The sequence below is a fragment of the Streptomyces sp. NPDC043854 genome, assembly GCF_056436005.1.
In genome coordinates this window covers 65,922-82,348 of sequence record NZ_JBWKDK010000014.1, presented here as the reverse complement: position 1 = coordinate 82,348, position 16,427 = coordinate 65,922, and the positions used below count along the sequence as shown (strand labels likewise).

Below are 16,427 nucleotides of genomic sequence, written 5' to 3'. Positions count from 1 at the left end.
CCTGGCGTCAGCCGTCGTAGGGCAGTTCGACGGGAGCCAGCGCCTCGAAGAGGTCGCCGGGGCCGGGATTGTCCGGGTGGGTGGCCCCGCCCAGGTGCTCCACCACGCCCCACACCGCGTTCAGCGCCGTCGTCACGGCCCCTTCCGCGAAGCCCGCCGTCCACGACACGTCGTCGCCGCACAGGAAGAAGCCGCGCCGGCCTGCGGGCAGCCCGCGCTGCATGAACTGCGTGAACAGCCGCCGCTGGTAGCGGTACTGGCCCGGCAGGTTCGACTTGAAGGCGCCCATGAAGTGCGGTTCGGTCTCCCACGTGACGGTCAGCGGACCGCCGGTCACGTGCGACCGGATGTCCAGCCCCGGGTAGATCGCCGCGAGCTTGTCCAGCAGCACCTCCAGCCGCTCCGCCGCGCTGAGCGTCGCCATCTTCAGGGAGTCGTCGTTCCACGTGTACGACAGGCACATCACCCCCGGGCGGCCCGGGCCGTCGTCGAACAGGTAGACCCCGCGCGGCATCCGGTCGGTGAGGGTCATGCTCATCACCGGCAGCCCGGTGTCCGGATCCACGTCGTGCCAGAACGGCCGGTCGGTCAGGACGAACAGCTTGGACGCACCCATGTAGTGGGTCCGCTCGACCGCCGTCCACACCGGCGCGCTCAGCAGCCCGGGATCGGCCTCCACGCGGTTGAGCAGCGTCCACACGTGCGGCGTGTACACCACGGCGGGGAAACGCTCCCGGCGCCCGGTCGTGTCGGTGACGGTGAACTCCGTGCCGTCGCGCGTGACGGCACGCACCCCGGGCCGGGCGGTCCCGCCGTGCAGCGAGGCCAGCGAGGTCCCCGCCGGCCAGTGCGCGCACTCCTGCGGCCGGTGCTCCCACAGCCCGTGCGGCACCTGCTGGGAGCCGCCGGCGATGGCCACCTGGTCCTCGTCCGCCCCCGTGTAGACCACGCGCAGGATCTCCAGCAGCGAGTTGGGGAAGTCGGTGTCCCAGCCGCCCGTGCCGAACCCCACCTGCCCGAAGACCTCCCGGTGGCGGAAGGACCGGAACGACGCGCTGGTGGCGAGGAAGCCGTAGAAGGACTGGTCGTCGAACTCCCGCACCAGCCGCTCCCAGACGTGCTTGAGCGTCTCGACGTCACGCCGCTGCACGGCGTCGCGCATCGTGGCCAGCTCCGCGCGCTCGTGGAGCGCCTTCTCCCAGGCGGCGGCCACCTCCTGGTAGACGTCGGGCAGTTGCTCGGCGCTCCGCGCGGTGTGGCGCACCCCGCCCAGGTCGATGAGGGTGCTCGGGGTGTGCTCCGCCAGCGGGTTGGGGAAGGGGCGGGTCCGCAGCCCCAGCAGGTCGATGTAGTGGAACAGCGCGCGGGCCGACCGCGGGAAGCGCATCGCGCCCATCTCCGCCACACAGCCGGAGTCCCCCGGGAAGGGCACCGAGCGCATCCGGCCGCCCAGCCGGCCCGCCTCGTCGGCCTCGTAGACGACCGGGCGCAGGCCCAGCCGCATCAGCTCGTAGGCGGCGGTCAGCCCCGCCATGCCGCCGCCCACCACGGCCACGGGCGTCCCGGCACGCCCCGGTGGCAGCGAGCCCAGGCCTGCCGGGTGGCGCAGCCAGCCGTCGTAGGAGAACGGGAAGTCCGGCACGAGCATGGTGGTGGCCGGGCTTGCTGATGTCATCTCGAGTACCTCTCGGGCCGGTGCGGCATCGCTACCAGGGAGAACCGTCAGACGAGCCGGCCGCAGCCGGGACCGCGGCATCGGAGCGGGCCCGGACGGCGGGAGATCCACGCGCCGCCGCATGCCGTGCACGGCCGGTCCGGTCCTCGCACGCTACGCAGCGGCGCCGGAGCCGGACAACCCCTATCGACCCGGGTGACCGACCCCGCCCGCCGTACCGGCCGCCGCGGCCGGCCGGCGGGCGGGCACGGTGATCGCGGTGACGACGAGGCCGCGGTGCGCGATCCAGCGCCCGTCGAAGGCCGTCACCGGGTGCCCGTCGGGAGCGGCTCCCCGACGCAGCACGCGGGCCCGGAAGGTGCCGGTCCGCGCGCCGGTGCCCGGCCCGGCGCCCGGGCCGCCGACCGGAGCGCCGGCGGGGCCGTCCTCACGGAAGGCGATGACGGCGTCCTCGAAGTCCAGCTCGGTCCCCACCAGGGGGTACCAGGTCTTGTATACGGCCTCCTTCGCGCTGAACAGCAGCCGGTCCCGGTACAACGGCGCCGCGCCGACGGCCGGGGTGCGCACCCAGGCGAGCTCCTGGGGGAGGGCCGCCGACTCCAGCACCCCCCGGGGCAGCGGCCGGTGCGGCTCGGCGTCGATGCCGACCGCCATCAGGTCGGTGTCCCGGGCGAGGACGGCGGCCCGGTAGCCGGAACAGTGGGTCATGCTCCCCACCACGCCGGCCGGCCACCGGGGCACGTTCCGCCTCCCGGGCAGGACGGGCGCGGGAGGCAGCCCGAGGGCCGCCAGTGCGCGCCGGGCACAGCCCCGTACGGTGGTGAACTCCTCGCGCCGCTCGTTCGGTGCGGCGGCGACCAGGGCCGCCTCCTCCGGGTACAGCACGGCGGAGCCGTCCGGGCCGAAGGCCTCGCTCGCGCTCGCCTCCGCGGGTACCAGCGTCTCGATCACGTCCGGGCCTCCTCGCCGTCGGGACGGCCGGCGTACGGCAGGATCTGCCGCAGCAGGCCCTTGGGGTGGCCGCGCCGGCGCCACTCGCGCGGGTAGCCGATCGACACCTCCTCGAAGCGCACCCCGTCGTACCAGGTGGTCCGGGGGATGTGGAGGTGCCCGTAGACCACGGCGGCCGTACGGAACCTGCGGTGCCAGTCCGCGGTGAGCACGGTGCCGCACCACTGGGCGAACTCCGGGTGCCACAGCACGTCCGTGGGCTCGCGGACCAGCGGAAAGTGGTTGACGAGGACGAGCGGCACCGCCGGGTCGTGGGCCTCCAGCCGGCGCAGGGTCTGCCCGACCCGGGCCCTGCACCAGGCGTCCCGGCTCGGGTGGGGGTCGGGGTGCAGGAGGTACTCGTCCGTGCAGACGACTCCGGCCTCGTGCGCGCGGGCCAGCGACGCCTCCTTGGTCGCCGTCCCCGCCACCCGGAAGGTGTAGTCGTACAGCAGGAACAGCGGGGCGACGGCCACCGGGCCGCCGGGCCCCCGCCACACGGGCCAGGGGTCCTCGGGGGTGACCACGCCGAGCCTGCGGCACAGGTCCACCAGCCACCGGTAGCGTGCCTCGCCGCGCGCCTGGACCGGGTCCTCGCGGGGGGTCCACAGCTCGTGGTTGCCCGGAGCCCACACCACCGTGGCGAAGCGTCCGGCGAGCAGTCGCAGCGCCCACTCGATGTCCTCGGTGAGCTCGCCGACGTCACCGGCGACGATCAGCCAGTCGTCCGGGTGCGTCGGCCGCAGGGACTCGGTGATGGGCCGGTTGTCGGCCATCCCGATGTGCAGATCGCTCACCGCGAGCAACCGGGGTCCGGGCCCGGCCGCAGGTCCGCCGGCGGCGGTGGCGGGCGGTGCGGCGGGGTCAGGCCGTGTGTGCGACATCGATGTCCCAACTGACCGGCAGGTCCTGCCGACGCGTGATGTTGATCTTCCGGTAGACCCGGGTCAGGTGCTGTTCCACCGTGCTGACGGTGATGAACAGCTTCGCCCCGATCTCCCGGTTGGTGTACCCGTGCGCGGCCAGCGCCGCCACCCGTCGTTCGGCGTCCGTCAGGGTGGACACCGCGGACGACCGCGGCCGCACGGGGCGTGGAGCCCCACCCGGCTCGGGCTCCGGCGGCACGCCCTGCGGCGGCGCGTCGGACTGGAGGCGGGACGACAGGCCCCGCGCGCCGCAGGCCTCGGCGATCCGCCAGGCCCTGCGCGTGCAGGTCTTCCCCTGGGCCGCGTCGCCGAGCTGCTCGTACGCCGTTCCGAGATCGGTCAGGGCCCGGGCCAGCTCGTGGGAGTCGCCCTCGTCCTGGAGCAGGGCCACGGCCCGGTCCAGCAGGGCCGGCCGCTCGGCCGACGGCCGCGCACCCGCCAGGACCCGCAGGGCCATGCCGCGCACCCGCGGTCCGGCGTGCTCGGCCAGCTGCTCCCTGGCGTAGCACTCCGCCTGGTCGCGGTTGCCGAGGGCCAGCGAGGCCTCCGCGACCCCGACCCGCCAGGGCGCCAGTCCCGGCCGGTCCATGTCCCAGTCGCGCATGAGCTTCCCGCAGAGCATGAAGTCCGTGAGCGCCGCGTGGTGCCGTCCGGTGGCCAGCTGGTGCCTGCCACGCGCGTAGACGTAGTGGACGCCGTAGCGCGTCATCAGCATCTGCTCGGGCACCGGATGGTCCACCAGGGCGGCCGCCGCCTCGTGGTCGCCCATCGCGGTCCGCGCCTCGATGAGCGCGGACAGCGGCATGCCGATCCCCACGCCCCAGCCGTGCGGGGGGAGTTGCTCCATCGCCTGCTCGGCGAGGTGCCGGGCCCGGGCCAGTTCGCCGCGGCGCAGCGCCATGTGCGCCCGCATGGCCTGCATGACGGCCGTCCATCCGGGGGCGCTGCGCTCGGCGGCCTCCTCCAGCAGCCGGTCGGTCCACACGGTCGCCGCGCCCAGCCGGTCCGCGTACAGCAGGGCCAGCAGACAGGCCCGCACGGTGACGTGGCTCTCCTCCGTGAGGCGGGTGCCGGCCAGGATCCGCTCGGCGCCCTCGGTGAACTCCCCGTCGGCGCCGGAGCCGGCGCTGAGGACCCCGTGCAGGATCCTCGTTGCGGCGATGACGCCGTCCTCCGGGGCGGCCGCCGGGCGCTCCGCACTGTCCCAGGCCGGGCCGAGCGCACCTTCCATCCGCTCCAGCAGGGTGGGGTAGGTGGAGGCCAGCACGGCCCGGACGCCGCGCAGTTCGCCGGCGAGCGTCGGGTCGGGGGTGTCCCGCAGGCCCTCGACGGCGTGCTGGATCGCCGTCGCCGCGTCGTCGATCCAGCCGTTCCACAGCAGGTCGCCGACGAGCCGCAGGGACTCGCTGACCGGCAGGGTGCCGTTGTGCGACGCGGCGTTCAGCGGGTGGAGTTCGTGCGCCCAGGCGGACGGGTTGACCCGCCAGATGAACTTGGCGGTACTGGCGCGGAGTTGCAGCCGCTCCCGCTCGTCCCGGGAGCACTGCTCCGCCAGCCGCAGGCAGCGCACCGCGAATCCGACCTGCTGGGAGGCGAGTGCGGTGTGCGCGGCGTCGCTCAGCACCCCCGGCACCCACTCCTCTTCGGGAACACCCGGTCCGTGGCCCAGCAGGTGCGTGGCGACGGCCACCGGTGCCGCGCCCGCCTCGTACAGCAGCCGCGCTGCGCGCCGGCGCAGCAGGGCCACGTCGTCGTCGGCGAGGCTCTCCAGGACGGCCGCCCGAACCGCGTCGTGCCGGAAGCGCCCTCCTTGCAGGAGGCCCGCCTCGTCGAGAGCGGCCACCACCTGCTCCACCCTGCTCTCCTCGGCCTCCACGAGCCGGGCGAGCAGCGGGATCCGACCGGCAGCGTTGTCCAGCAGTGCGATGCCCTGGGCGAGCCGCAGGCCGTCGGTGCCGGTGCGGTGCACGCAGATCAGCGCGTTCTGCAGGAACTGCTCGCCCGCGGGGAGGGACTCCTCGGGTGCCTCGGCGGTGGCTCCCAGCCGCGGGAGGTGGTCGTCCAGCATGCTGTGGACCAGCAGGGGGTTGCCGCCGGTGGCCGTGTGGAGGGAGGCGGCGAGCCGGCTGGTGCGCCGGCGGGCGGTGGCGGTGCCGGCCGTGAGGGCGGCGTCCTCGGCCCGGTGGGCCAGCAGTGCTTCCACGCCCCGCGTACTGAGCGGGCCCAACCGGAGGCGGGGTCCGTCGGCTTGGCGGAGGAGTTCGTCCAGGACTCGGGGCGGGGAGGCCCCCGCATCGGGACCGCGTGTGACCAGCAGGGCGGGGCCTGATCCCGCGGTGCGCGCCCGCCCCAGTGCGTACAGGAGGCAGTGCAGGGACTGCGGATCGGCGTACTGGACGTCGTCGATGGCGATCAGGACGGGTCCGCGCGCCGCGAGGCCGGCGAGCCGGGCGTGGAAGGCCACGAGGGTTTCGGCGGGGATGAGGTCGTCGGTGCCGGCTCGCGCCCCGTGGAGGGCGAGGGGGCCGCCCGCACCGTCCCGCGTGTCGCGGAGCAGTTCCTCCACCACGCCGAAGGGGATGTCCTGTTCGGCGGCGGAGGTGACGGCGCTGAGGAGCCGGATGCCCGAGTCGGCCGTCCGCTCCAGCACGCGGTGCAGCAGGGCCGTCTTGCCGGCGGCGACGGGGCCGCTGACCACGGCGATCCGGCCGGGTCTGGAGGGGTCGTCAGTGGCCGTGCCGTGCCCGGTTCCGTGTCTGCTTCCGTGGGTGCTGCCGTGGGGCCGGGCGGCGCCGGACACCCAGGAGGTCAGCTTGGCGATCTGTTCGTCCCGCTCCACCAACATGTCTGTGGAAGCCTCCCCGATGAGATGCGAAATTTCACATGTCGGTTCCATGGCATGACATGGCTATTCATGCGAGTTCCTGCGCGTGCAGGAAGGCGTGCCCGTGGAGCGCATGGAATTCAGCGCTCGCCGCAGGTCAAACGGCGGCACGGTGCTTCCCCGTTCGCAGGTTCGATTGAACTGTACCAACTCCCGACCGGTCGGCTAACGGAGCTGCTTTGGAATGACACGTCTTCAAGTTGCTTCCGGTTCAGCCGAATCAGCCGTCCTCCGGTGCGCTGGAAACCTCAAGGAAACCTCAAATGCGGGCGCATTGAACTGTTTGCGCTCTAGGGGTGGCCGCGCCGAGATTAGGGGTCGGAGGCGGTGGAGGAGCCGTGGCGGCCGCTCGTTTAATGGTCCGGCGCGGGCCTTTGGGGCCCGGCGCGAACCGAGGGACCCGCCCGTGTCGCGGGGCGGGGGCAGGGGTCGAGAGGGCGGCACATGACGACGAACCTCACCGGAAAGCCGGCCGAGCTGCACTCCCTGCGCGGGCAGGCGCGGCGTGGACCCAGTGACCGGGCGACCGAGGCCCAGCATGCGAAGGGCAAGCTGACGGCGCGCGAGCGCATCGCGCTGCTCCTCGACGAGGGTTCCTTCAAGGAGGTCGAGCAGCTGCGCCGGCACCGGGCGACCGGCTTCGGCCTGGAGGGCGAGAAGCCGTATACGGACGGTGTCGTCACCGGCTGGGGCACGGTCGAAGGCCGCACGGTCTTCGACGACGTCATCGACCCCGCCGAGACCCGCGAGACCCTCGTCAGCGCCCTCGCGATGCTCCGCAGCAAGCACGCCGACCTGCCGTCCCGCAAGCACGGCAACCCGCCGCAGTGATCCCTGGAAAGGCACAGATCGCACCATGACCGCCCAGCCCAACGGCGTGACCCCGCCGCTGCCGCCGACCGAGACCGACAGGACGCTGCACTTCGCCGGTCAGGCCACATTCGGCCGGATCCCCCGCCTCGACCAGGTGGAGAAGGCGGACATCGCCGTGGTCGGCGTCCCCTTCGACGGCGGTGTCACCTACCGCCCCGGAGCCCGCTTCGGCGGCAACGCCATCCGCGAGGCCTCCCGCACCCTGCGCCCCTACAACCCGGCACAGGACGTCTACCCCTTCCACTACAGCCAGGTCGCGGACGCCGGCGACATCAGCGCCAACCCGTTCAACACGGCCGAGGCGGTGGAGACGGTCGAGGCCGCCGCCGACGAGCTGCTCTCGACCGGGGCACGCCTCATGACGCTGGGCGGCGACCACACCATCGCGCTGCCGCTGCTGCGTTCCGTCGCCAAGAAGCACGGGCCGGTGGCCGTCCTGCACTTCGACGCCCACCTGGACACCTGGGACGACTACTTCGGCCAGCAGTACACCCACGGCATGCCCTTCCGCCGGGCCGTTGAGGAGGGCGTCATCGACACCTCCGCCCTGTGCCACGTCGGCACCCGCGGCCCGATCTACGGCAAGAAGGACCTCGACGAGGACGCCAAGCTCGGCTTCGGCATCGTCACCTCGGCGGACGTGATGCGGCGCGGGGTGGACGAGATAGCCCAGCAACTGCGCGAACGGGTCGGCGACCGGCCCCTGTACGTCTCCATCGACATCGACGTCCTGGACCCGGCGCACGCCCCCGGCACCGGCACGCCGGAGGCCGGCGGGATGACCTCCCGCGAACTGCTGGAGATCCTGCGCGGGCTGGCCGACTGCACCTTGGTCTCCGCCGACATCGTGGAGGTCGCGCCCGCGTACGACCATGCGGGCATCACCTCGATCGCGGCCTCGCACGCGGCCTACGAGCTGATCACGATCATGTCCAAGCAGATCGCCCCGGTGCGCTGGGGGATGGGCGGATAACCTCCGTTGAGGGCGCGGCCGGTGCGAGCGGTACCGGCCGCGCCCCCGTTCGCCAAAATTTACCGTGGCGGAACCGTCAGGACATCGTGTGCCGGCCCTTCCCGGCCCTACTCTTCCATTGCGCGTGCAGGCCGCACTCGCTTCCCCGGCCTGTTGGGCAATTCCGGTGCGCGCGACTTCCGTTCACCATTTCCCCGGCTGTGCGCACCTTTCGCACAAATAAAAAGCGGATAAACAGGCGAGGGCTTGTCATGGCCGCAGCGAAGAATGCCCATGACACCACTCCGGACCCGAATTCCAGCCTGACGCCCGGCCCGGATCCGGGCACCGTGGGGGAGAGCCCGGACCACCCGCCCCGGCCGCGGCCGGGTTCCGCACCGCGCGGCCTGCTGCCGGTGATGTCCCCTCAGACCATGGCGCGGCAAGGGCACCCCGGTCATCCTTTCGTTCATAGAGTTCACGACCCGCCGCCACCGGTCGTGGCGCGTTCCAGGGGCCCGGAGGACAGCGCGGTGAGCACCCGGTCGGGGGTGAGGGGCAGCGTCCGGATACGGCGACCGGTCGCCCGGGCCACGGCATTGCCGATCGCCGCGGCGGTGCCCACGATCCCGATCTCGCCGATGCCCTTGCTGCCCATGGGATTGAGGTGCTTGTCGTGCTCGTCGATCCAGGCGACCTGGACGTCCGGTACGTCCGCGTGCACGGGTACGTGGTACGCGGCCAGGTCGACGGCCGTGAAGTCCCCGAACCCGGGGTCGAGGGCACTGCCCTCCGTCAGGGCCATGCCCAGCCCCATCACCATCCCCCCGATGAACTGGGAGCGCGCGGTGACGGGGTTGAGGATCCGCCCCGCGGCGAACACCCCGAGCATCCGGGCCACGCGCACCTCACCGGTCACCGCGTCCACCCGGACCTCGGCGAACTGCGCCCCGAAGGCGTGCCGCGCGTACGGTGACCGCTGCTTCGCCGACGCCGTGGTGTCCGCGGAGGCGGTCAGCCCGCCGTCCGGGACGGCACCGCCGTGCCGTGCCACCGACGAGGCCAGGGCCACGCACGCGTCGTGCACGGCCCATCCCCAGGAACCCGTGCCCGAGGAGCCCCCGGCCAGCGAGGCGACGGGCAGTTCCGTGTGCCCGATCGCCACGGCGACCCGCTCCGGCGACACGCCGAGCGTCTCGGCGGCGATCTGCCCCAGCACCGTCCGCGCGCCCGTGCCGATGTCGGTGGCGTTGACCTCGACCAGATAGGTGCCGTCGGCCCGCGCGTGGGCCCTGGCGGACGACGCGGCGGCCCACACCGGGTACGTCGACGCCGCGACACCCGCTCCGATGAGCCGGCTTCCGTCCCGCCGAGGCGCCCGGCAATCGGGCCACCCGAACCGGGCGGCCCCTTCCCGCAGGCACTCCACGAGGCCGCGGCTGCTGAAGGGGCGGCCGCTGTCGGGTTCGACGTGCGGTTCGTTGCGGATGCGCAGTTCGACGGGGTCCATGCCCAGGGCGTCCGCGAGTTCGTCCATGGCCGACTCCAGCGCGTACATGCCCGGCGCCTCCCCGGGGGCCCGCATCCAGGACGGCGTGGGCACGTCCAACGGGACGACCTGGTGTGCCGTGAGGAGCGCCGGCGCGGCGTACATGACCCGCGCGGGGACGGCAGCCTGCTCGACGAACTCCCTTACCCGGGAGGTGTAGGTGGTCATTTCGTGGGCCACTGCGATGAGCGTGCCGTCCTCGCGCGCCCCCAGCCGCAGCCGGTGCAGCGTGGCGGCCCGGTGGCCGACCACGGCGGCCATGTGGCGGCGCGGGAGTGCCAGTTTGACGGGACGTCCCGTGCGCAGGGAGGCCATCACGGCGAGCACGACGTGCGGCCGAGGGGTGCCCTTGGCGCCGAAGCCGCCTCCGACGTGGGTGGAGTCGACGGTGATGCGCTCTTCCGGCAGGTCGAACAGGGAGGCCAGTACGGCGCGGACCATCGTCGACCCCTGGCTGGAGTCGTACACGGTCAGGTGCCCTGCGTCCGGGTCCCAGTGGGCGGTCGCGGCGTGCGGCTCCATGGGATGGTTGTGCAGCGGCGGAACCGTGTACCGGCAGTCCACGCGGACGGGGGCGGTGCGGAATGCGGCGGGGGCGTCGCCGCTCGACCGGACGGCGGGATAGCCGCCGTTGACCTCGTCGGGTGTGTACGCATCCGGGTGCTGCTCACGCAAGGTGACGTCGAAGCCGGCCGCAGTCCCGTAGTCGATGCGGACGGCGTCGGCGCAGGCCTGCGCGGCCTCGGGCTCCTCGGCGACGGCCAGGGCCACGTACCAGCCGCGGTGCGGCACCCGGGGCCCTTGGAGCACCCGCAGCGTCGGGTCGTCGGCGGCTCCCAGGCGCGGCGCGTCGAACGGCGTGAGGACGGCCACGGCGCCCGGTACGGCGAGGGCAGCGGAGACATCGACGGCGCGGACCTCGCCCGGGCCGACGGTGGCGGGGACCGGCCTGGCGTACAGGCAGCCGGGCGGTGTGTGGTCGGCCGCATAGCGGGCACGGCCGGTGACCTTCTCCGGCCCCTCCCGGCGGACGGCCGGCCGCCCCAGCACGGCGCCCTTCCCGGTGGCGGGGGATTCCGTCTCCATGATCGCTCCCGTCGCTCCCGTCGCTTCGTCCGACCGGCGGCGCATCGCTGCCGCCGATCACGTGGGCCGGGCGGAGGCCAGGCCCTCGAGGACCTCGCAGGCCAGGTTGCGGGCCAGGGCCACTTTGAACGCGTTGTCGGGCCGTGGACGCGCCCTGCCCAGCTCGGCTTCCACGGCGGTGCGCAGGACCGCCGGCGCGGGTTCCTCGCCGAGCAGGAGCTCTTCCGCCGTGCGGGCCCGCCAGGGGCGGTGGGCGAGCCCGCCGAAGGCGAGCGCCACGCGCCGCACGCGTCCGTCCGCCACCTCCAGGACCGCGGCGACCGAGACGAGGGCGAAGGCGTACGAGGCCCGGTCACGCACTTTGCGGTATCGCGACGGCGGGCCGAACGCGCCGGGCGGCAGCAGGACGGCGGTCAGGAGCTCGCCAGGCTCCAGCAGCGTGTCCCGCTCGGGCCGGTCGCCGGGCAGCCGGATGAAGTCGGTGACGGGCACGGTCCGGGTTCCCCGGTCCGCCGGACCGAGAAGCTCCACCTCGGCGTCGAGGGCAGCCAGCGCCACGGCGAGGTCGGAGGGGTGGGTGGCGATGCAGGCCGGGGAGTGGCCGAGGACGGCGTGGTCCCGGGTGATGCCGTCGAGGGCCCCGCAGCCGCTTCCGGGGCGGCGCTTGTTGCAGGGTTTGGCGGTGTCCTGGAAGTAGGGGCAGCGCGTGCGCTGGAGGAGGTTGCCGCCCGTGGTCGCCACGTTGCGGATCTGGGGGGAGGCCCCGGACAGCAGGGCCTGGGCGAGGACGGGGCAGCGGCCGCCGGCCAGCGGGTGGGCGGCCAGGTCGCTGTTGCGGACCCCGGCGCCGACCCGCACGGCACCGTCCGCAGTCCGCGTGACGCCGGTGTCGAGGAGCCGGCCCACGTCCACGACGGTGTCCGGCTCGGCCACGCCCAGCTTCATCAGGTCCACGAGGTTGGTACCGCCGGCCAGGTAGGCGGAGCCCGGCCGGCCGCCGTGCGCCTCGACCGCACCGGCGAGATCGGCGGGACGCACGTACGCGAACGTCTTCATGCGATCACGTCCTGCACGGCGTCGACGATGCGGGGGTAGGCGCCACAGCGGCACAGGTTGCCGCTCATACGCTCGGCGATCTCGGCGCGGTCCCACCGCAGCAGTTCCCCTGCGGCTTCCGCGAGCATGCCGACGGCCGAGCACAGCTGTCCCGGTGTGCAGTAGCCGCACTGGAGGGCGTCCCGGGCCAGGAACGCCTCCTGCAAGGGGTCGAGACGCCCGTCGGCAGCCAGCCCCTCGACCGTCGTCACCTCTGCCCCGTCCACGGCAACAGCCAGCAGCAGGCAGCTGTCCACGCGCCTCCCGTCCACCAGGACCGTGCACGCCCCGCACTGCCCGTGGTCACAGCCCTTCTTCGCCCCGGTGAGCCCGATGTGCTCGCGGAGCGCGTCGAGCAGGGTCACCCGGTGGTCCAGGTGCAGGGCGTACGCCACGCCGTTGACGCGGAGCACCACGTCCGAGGCGAAGCCGTCGCGGCCGTCCATGCCCGCTCTACCGCCGGTACCGGCTGCCGCTGCCGGTCCTGGGCCGGGCCGCGAAGCCGAGCGGCCGGACCACCGGCAGAACCAAGAGGAGCGCAACCATCCGTATCGACCTCCGAGGCCGCGCCTGCCCACCCTGCCGCCGTCCATGCACGCGGAATACCCCACGGGCCGCAGGCACGGAGCCGCGTCGGTCGGCCACGAGACCCGCTCCTCGCCGACGCCGGGGCGCCCGCCGGCGTCCAGCTCGGCCGGCGGTCAGCCGGGCCAGGTGCCGGTCAGCCGGCGCACAACCGTAGCGCCGGCCCTTTCCACAGCCGCCTTGGCCCCGGCGAACACCGCCCCCTGCAAAGCGGCAGCGAGCAGGATCTCGGGCCAGGAGCGCTCCTCGTCGAGGGCGTCAGGTGCGTCGGACTGGCCGCCCACGGTTTTCCACAGCTGTTTGAACACCAGCCCGGCGATCAGCCCGCTGAGGGCGCCGAGCGCCAGTCCGACCGGCCGGTAGGCGATCTTGGCCTTGTTCACGTCGTCCTCCCGATGTCTCCGTCGGTACAGGCCCTGCGGCAGGCGCGACGGGCGCGCCGCCGGGCGGGGGCTACGCCCGCGCCAGGGCGCGGGCGGCGACCCGCAGATCGGCCACCAGGCCGCGGTACGCGGCGTCCCGGTCCGGCGCGCGGAGCACGGCCGACGGATGCACGGTCACGAGCACCAGTGCCTCCGGCATGTCCGGCTCGCCGTCGCGGGCGGCGCCGCCTCCCGGCAGGGGCTCCAGCGCTCCCCGGTGGTCACCGAGCCGGAAGGGCCCGCCGAGGAGCGCCCTTCCCGCCGTCGCGCCCAGCGCCACCACCAGGCGGGGCCGGATCGCCGCCAGCTCCGCCACCAGCCACGGCCTGCAGGCGGCCATCTCGCGCAGGCTCGGGGCCTTGTGGATCCGCCGCTTCTTTCCCTCGGCCACGGTGAACTTGAAGTGCTTCACCGCGTTGGTGAAGTAGACCGAGGACTCGTCCAGCCCGGCCGCGTCCAATGCCCGGCGCAGCAGGATGCCCGCCGGTCCGACGAAGGGCTCGCCGTCCCTGTCCTCCCGATCCCCGGGCTGCTCGCCCACGAGGACGACACGGGCCCTGCGCGGGCCTGCACCGAACACCGTCTGCGTCGCGTCCGCGTGGAGGGGGCAGCCACGGCAGGAGGCCGCGGCCTCGCGTAGCTCACCGAGGTCGTCCGTGTGCGGGACGTACGGCCCGGCGTCGTGCTCTGCCGCCGTGTCCGCCGCGCCGGGATTCCGGTCGCCGTCCGCGTCCCGTGTCCGTTGCCCCACGTCGCTCACCTCCGTCGCGTCCGCTGCCGCCGTGCTCCGGCATCACCCGGCGTCCGCCCCCGGGGCACCGGTGCCCTCGTCCTCCTCCTCGATCTCCTCGATCACGTGGATCGCGGCCTCCTCGGCCGCTGCGGCACCCCCGTCGATGCCCACGTCGCTGGCCCGAACGGTGAGCTGCCGCCCTGCACCGGCGTCGTAGACGGGAGCCAGGCGGCCGGCGCGCACCGTACCGGCCTGCGGGTCGATCGGTTCGCCCTCGCCGCCCGGGAGGTCGCCGACTCCGTTGTCCTCACCGGGTTGCGTCGGGTCGGGTTCGGGGACCTCCCGGGCAAGGCGCTCGTCCAGGCTCTCCCCTTCGCGCTGCTCGCGCCGGGTGGTGCCATAGTCCGTGGCCGCGTACGGGCGCTCGGGCGGCGACTCACCGGTGTCGAGGCGCTCGTCGAGGCCGGGCTCGGCGAGGGTGTTCTCCAGGTCCGGCTGCATCTCGCCGGGCTGGTCCGGGTTCGGCAGCTGGTACACGTTGTCGCCTGTGGGATCGGTGTCGCTCATGGTGTGCGCCTTTCACTGGGCGTCCGCTGCTCCGTGCCCTGCCCTGCGGCTACCCGCGTTCCACGTCCCGTACCGCGCCTTCCGGAATCCGGCCCGGACCGGCCCCGCATGGGACGGACCCGGCCGGGCAGACACCGGGGCGAGGGGGACGACAGGGGCGAGGGGGGCGAGGTTCGAGGGGGGTGGACCCAGCAGACCCGACCACGAGGGAGCAGGACGATGAAGGTTGCCGACTACGTGTTGCAGCGACTGCGGGAATGGCGGGTCACGTACGTCTTCGCCTACCCGGGCGACGGCATCAACGGTCTCCTCGCGGCCTGGGGACGCGCCGAGGACCGGCCGCGGTTCATCCAGGCGCGGCACGAGGAGATGTCCGCGCTCGAGGCCGTCGGCTACGCCAAGTTCTCCGGCCGGATCGGGGTCTGCGCCGCCACTTCCGGACCCGGCGCGATCCACCTCCTGAACGGGCTGTACGACGCGAAGCTCGACCACGTGCCCGTCGTCGCCGTCGTCGGGCAGACCGACCGCAGCGCCATGGGCGGCTCCTACCAGCAGGAAGTCGACCTGCTCTCCCTCTACAAGGACGTCGCCTCCGACTACTGCGAGATGGTCACCGTCCCCGAGCAGCTGCCCAACGTCCTGGACCGTGCCGTGCGCATCGCCGCCACCCGCCGGGCACCCACCGCGCTGATCATCCCCGCCGACGTGCAGGAACTCGACTACGAGCCGCCCGCCCACGCGTTCAAGCAGGTCCCCTCCAGCCTGGGCGTAGGCCACTACGCCCCGGTGCCCGCCGACGAGGACCTCGCGCGGGCCGCGGACATCCTCAACGCCGGCGAGAAGCCGGCGATCCTCATCGGCCAGGGCGCCCGGCACGCCCGCGCCGAGGTCGAGCAGGTCGCCGACCTCCTCGGCGCGGGCGTCGCCAAGGCGCTGCTCGGCAAGGACGCCCTGCCCGACACCCTCCCGTACGTCACCGGGGCGATCGGGCTGCTCGGCACCAGGCCCTCGTACGAGATGATGCGGGACTGCGACACGCTGCTCGTGGTCGGCTCCAGCTTCCCCTACACGCAGTTCCTGCCGGAGTTCGGCCAGGCCCGCGCCGTCCAGATCGACATCGAGCCGGCCATGGTCGGCCTGCGCTACCCGTTCGAGCTCAATCTCGTCGGTGACGCGGCCGAGACGCTGCGGCGCCTCGTACCGCTGCTGGACCGCCGTACGGACGGCGCCTGGCGCGAGACGATCGAGAAGGGCACCGCGCGCTGGTGGGAGGTCATGGAGCAGCGGGCCCAGGTGCCGGCCGAACCGCTCAACCCCGAGTACGTGGTGCACGCCCTGGACGGACTGCTGCCGGACAACGCGATCGTCACCGCCGACTCCGGGTCCGCCGCGAACTGGTACGCGCGGCACCTGCGGCTGCGCGACGGCATGCGCGGCTCCCTCTCGGGCACCCTCGCCACGATGGGCCCCGGTGTGCCGTACGCGATCGGCGCGAAGTTCGCCCACCCCGACCGCCCGGCGATCGCGCTCGTCGGGGACGGCGCGATGCAGATGAACGGACTGGCCGAACTCCTCACCGCGGCGAAGTACTTCCACCAGTGGTCCGATCCCCGGCTGGTCGTCGCGGTGCTGAACAACCAGGACCTCAACCAGGTCACCTGGGAGATGCGCGCCCTCCAGGGCGCCCCGCAGTTCGAACCCTCGCAGAGCATCCCCGACGCGCCCTACGCAGACGTCGCCGCCCTGTTCGGCCTGGACGGCGAGCGGGTGGAGACGGCCGCGACGGTGACCCCCGCCTGGCGCCGGGCGCTGGCCGTGGACCGGCCGTACGTCATCGACTTCCGGACGGACCCGGCCGTGCCGCCGATCCCGCCGCACGCCACCTGGGAACAGATCAAGTCCGCCGCCACCGACGTGCTGGGCGGGGAGAGCGACCGTGCCGCCGTGGTCCGGCAGGGATTCAAGGCGAAACTCAAGGAGTTCCTGCCGGGCGGCGGAGGAAGCTGACGTGTTCGCGGACGGCCGTGCGGCGCCCTCAACCTCAAGGCGCTTGCCGCTGGTGAGACTGCTTCCGGGCCCTCGTGGCTCCG

The 16,427-nt window shown here is 73.5% G+C and carries 12 protein-coding genes and 1 pseudogene; 3 read left to right on the top strand and 10 right to left on the bottom strand.

The features are described from left to right. Positions 1–7: 7 nt before the first annotated feature. From AC068A_RS15560 to AC068A_RS15545, 4 genes are all read right to left on the bottom strand, one after another. Positions 8–1,675, bottom strand: coding sequence for a flavin monoamine oxidase family protein (locus AC068A_RS15560; protein ID WP_478585106.1), 1,668 nt, complete (start codon positions 1,673–1,675; stop codon positions 8–10). Between the two features lie 183 nt (positions 1,676–1,858). Beyond that, a complete protein-coding gene (locus tag AC068A_RS15555) occupies positions 1,859–2,626 on the bottom strand; it encodes a 4'-phosphopantetheinyl transferase family protein (protein ID WP_478585104.1) in 768 nt (255 codons plus the stop codon). Next, positions 2,623–3,549: a metallophosphoesterase family protein gene (locus tag AC068A_RS15550; protein ID WP_478585102.1), complete on the bottom strand. Its 927-nt coding sequence runs from the start codon at positions 3,547–3,549 to the stop codon at positions 2,623–2,625. The genes AC068A_RS15555 and AC068A_RS15550 overlap by 4 nt, the downstream gene beginning before the upstream one ends. Further along, positions 3,530–6,436 (bottom strand): helix-turn-helix transcriptional regulator, encoded by a 2,907-nt coding sequence (locus AC068A_RS15545; RefSeq protein WP_478585100.1) that lies wholly within the window; start codon positions 6,434–6,436, stop codon positions 3,530–3,532. Before AC068A_RS15545 ends, AC068A_RS15550 begins: the two co-directional genes overlap by 20 nt. A 483-nt stretch (positions 6,437–6,919) precedes the next feature. Between AC068A_RS15545 and AC068A_RS15540 the strand changes: the two are divergent. Then, positions 6,920–7,192: pseudogene (locus AC068A_RS15540) on the top strand (carboxyl transferase domain-containing protein); the annotation flags it as partial. Between the two features lie 139 nt (positions 7,193–7,331). Then, a complete protein-coding gene (gene speB / locus AC068A_RS15535; protein WP_478585098.1) occupies positions 7,332–8,321 on the top strand; it encodes an agmatinase in 990 nt (329 codons plus the stop codon). 457 nt (positions 8,322–8,778) lie between these two features. On the opposite strand, the gene AC068A_RS15530 is transcribed toward speB, so the two are convergent. From AC068A_RS15530 to AC068A_RS15505, 6 genes are all read right to left on the bottom strand, one after another. Continuing rightward, on the bottom strand, positions 8,779–10,935 hold the full coding sequence (locus AC068A_RS15530; RefSeq protein ID WP_478585096.1) for a xanthine dehydrogenase family protein molybdopterin-binding subunit: 2,157 nt from the start codon (positions 10,933–10,935) through the stop codon (positions 8,779–8,781). A 57-nt stretch (positions 10,936–10,992) separates the two neighbouring features. Then, the gene (locus tag AC068A_RS15525) at positions 10,993–11,991 is read right to left on the bottom strand and encodes an FAD binding domain-containing protein (protein WP_478585094.1); all 999 of its coding nucleotides are present in this window, start codon (positions 11,989–11,991) and stop codon (positions 10,993–10,995) included. Next, positions 11,988–12,476, bottom strand: a complete 489-nt coding sequence (locus AC068A_RS15520) for a (2Fe-2S)-binding protein (protein ID WP_478585092.1) — start codon at positions 12,474–12,476, stop codon at positions 11,988–11,990. Before AC068A_RS15520 ends, AC068A_RS15525 begins: the two co-directional genes overlap by 4 nt. Positions 12,477–12,731: 255 nt before the next feature. After that, a complete protein-coding gene (locus AC068A_RS15515; protein ID WP_478585090.1) occupies positions 12,732–12,998 on the bottom strand; it encodes a DUF4235 domain-containing protein in 267 nt (88 codons plus the stop codon). A 70-nt stretch (positions 12,999–13,068) separates the two neighbouring features. Further along, a complete protein-coding gene (locus AC068A_RS15510; protein ID WP_478585088.1) occupies positions 13,069–13,788 on the bottom strand; it encodes a UdgX family uracil-DNA binding protein in 720 nt (239 codons plus the stop codon). Between the two features lie 42 nt (positions 13,789–13,830). Next, the gene (locus tag AC068A_RS15505; RefSeq protein WP_478585086.1) at positions 13,831–14,337 is read right to left on the bottom strand and encodes a DUF5709 domain-containing protein; all 507 of its coding nucleotides are present in this window, start codon (positions 14,335–14,337) and stop codon (positions 13,831–13,833) included. Positions 14,338–14,556: 219 nt separating this feature from the next. Between AC068A_RS15505 and AC068A_RS15500 the strand changes: the two genes are divergently transcribed. Continuing rightward, a complete protein-coding gene (locus AC068A_RS15500) occupies positions 14,557–16,344 on the top strand; it encodes a thiamine pyrophosphate-requiring protein (protein ID WP_478585084.1) in 1,788 nt (595 codons plus the stop codon). Positions 16,345–16,427: the final 83 nt, after the last annotated feature.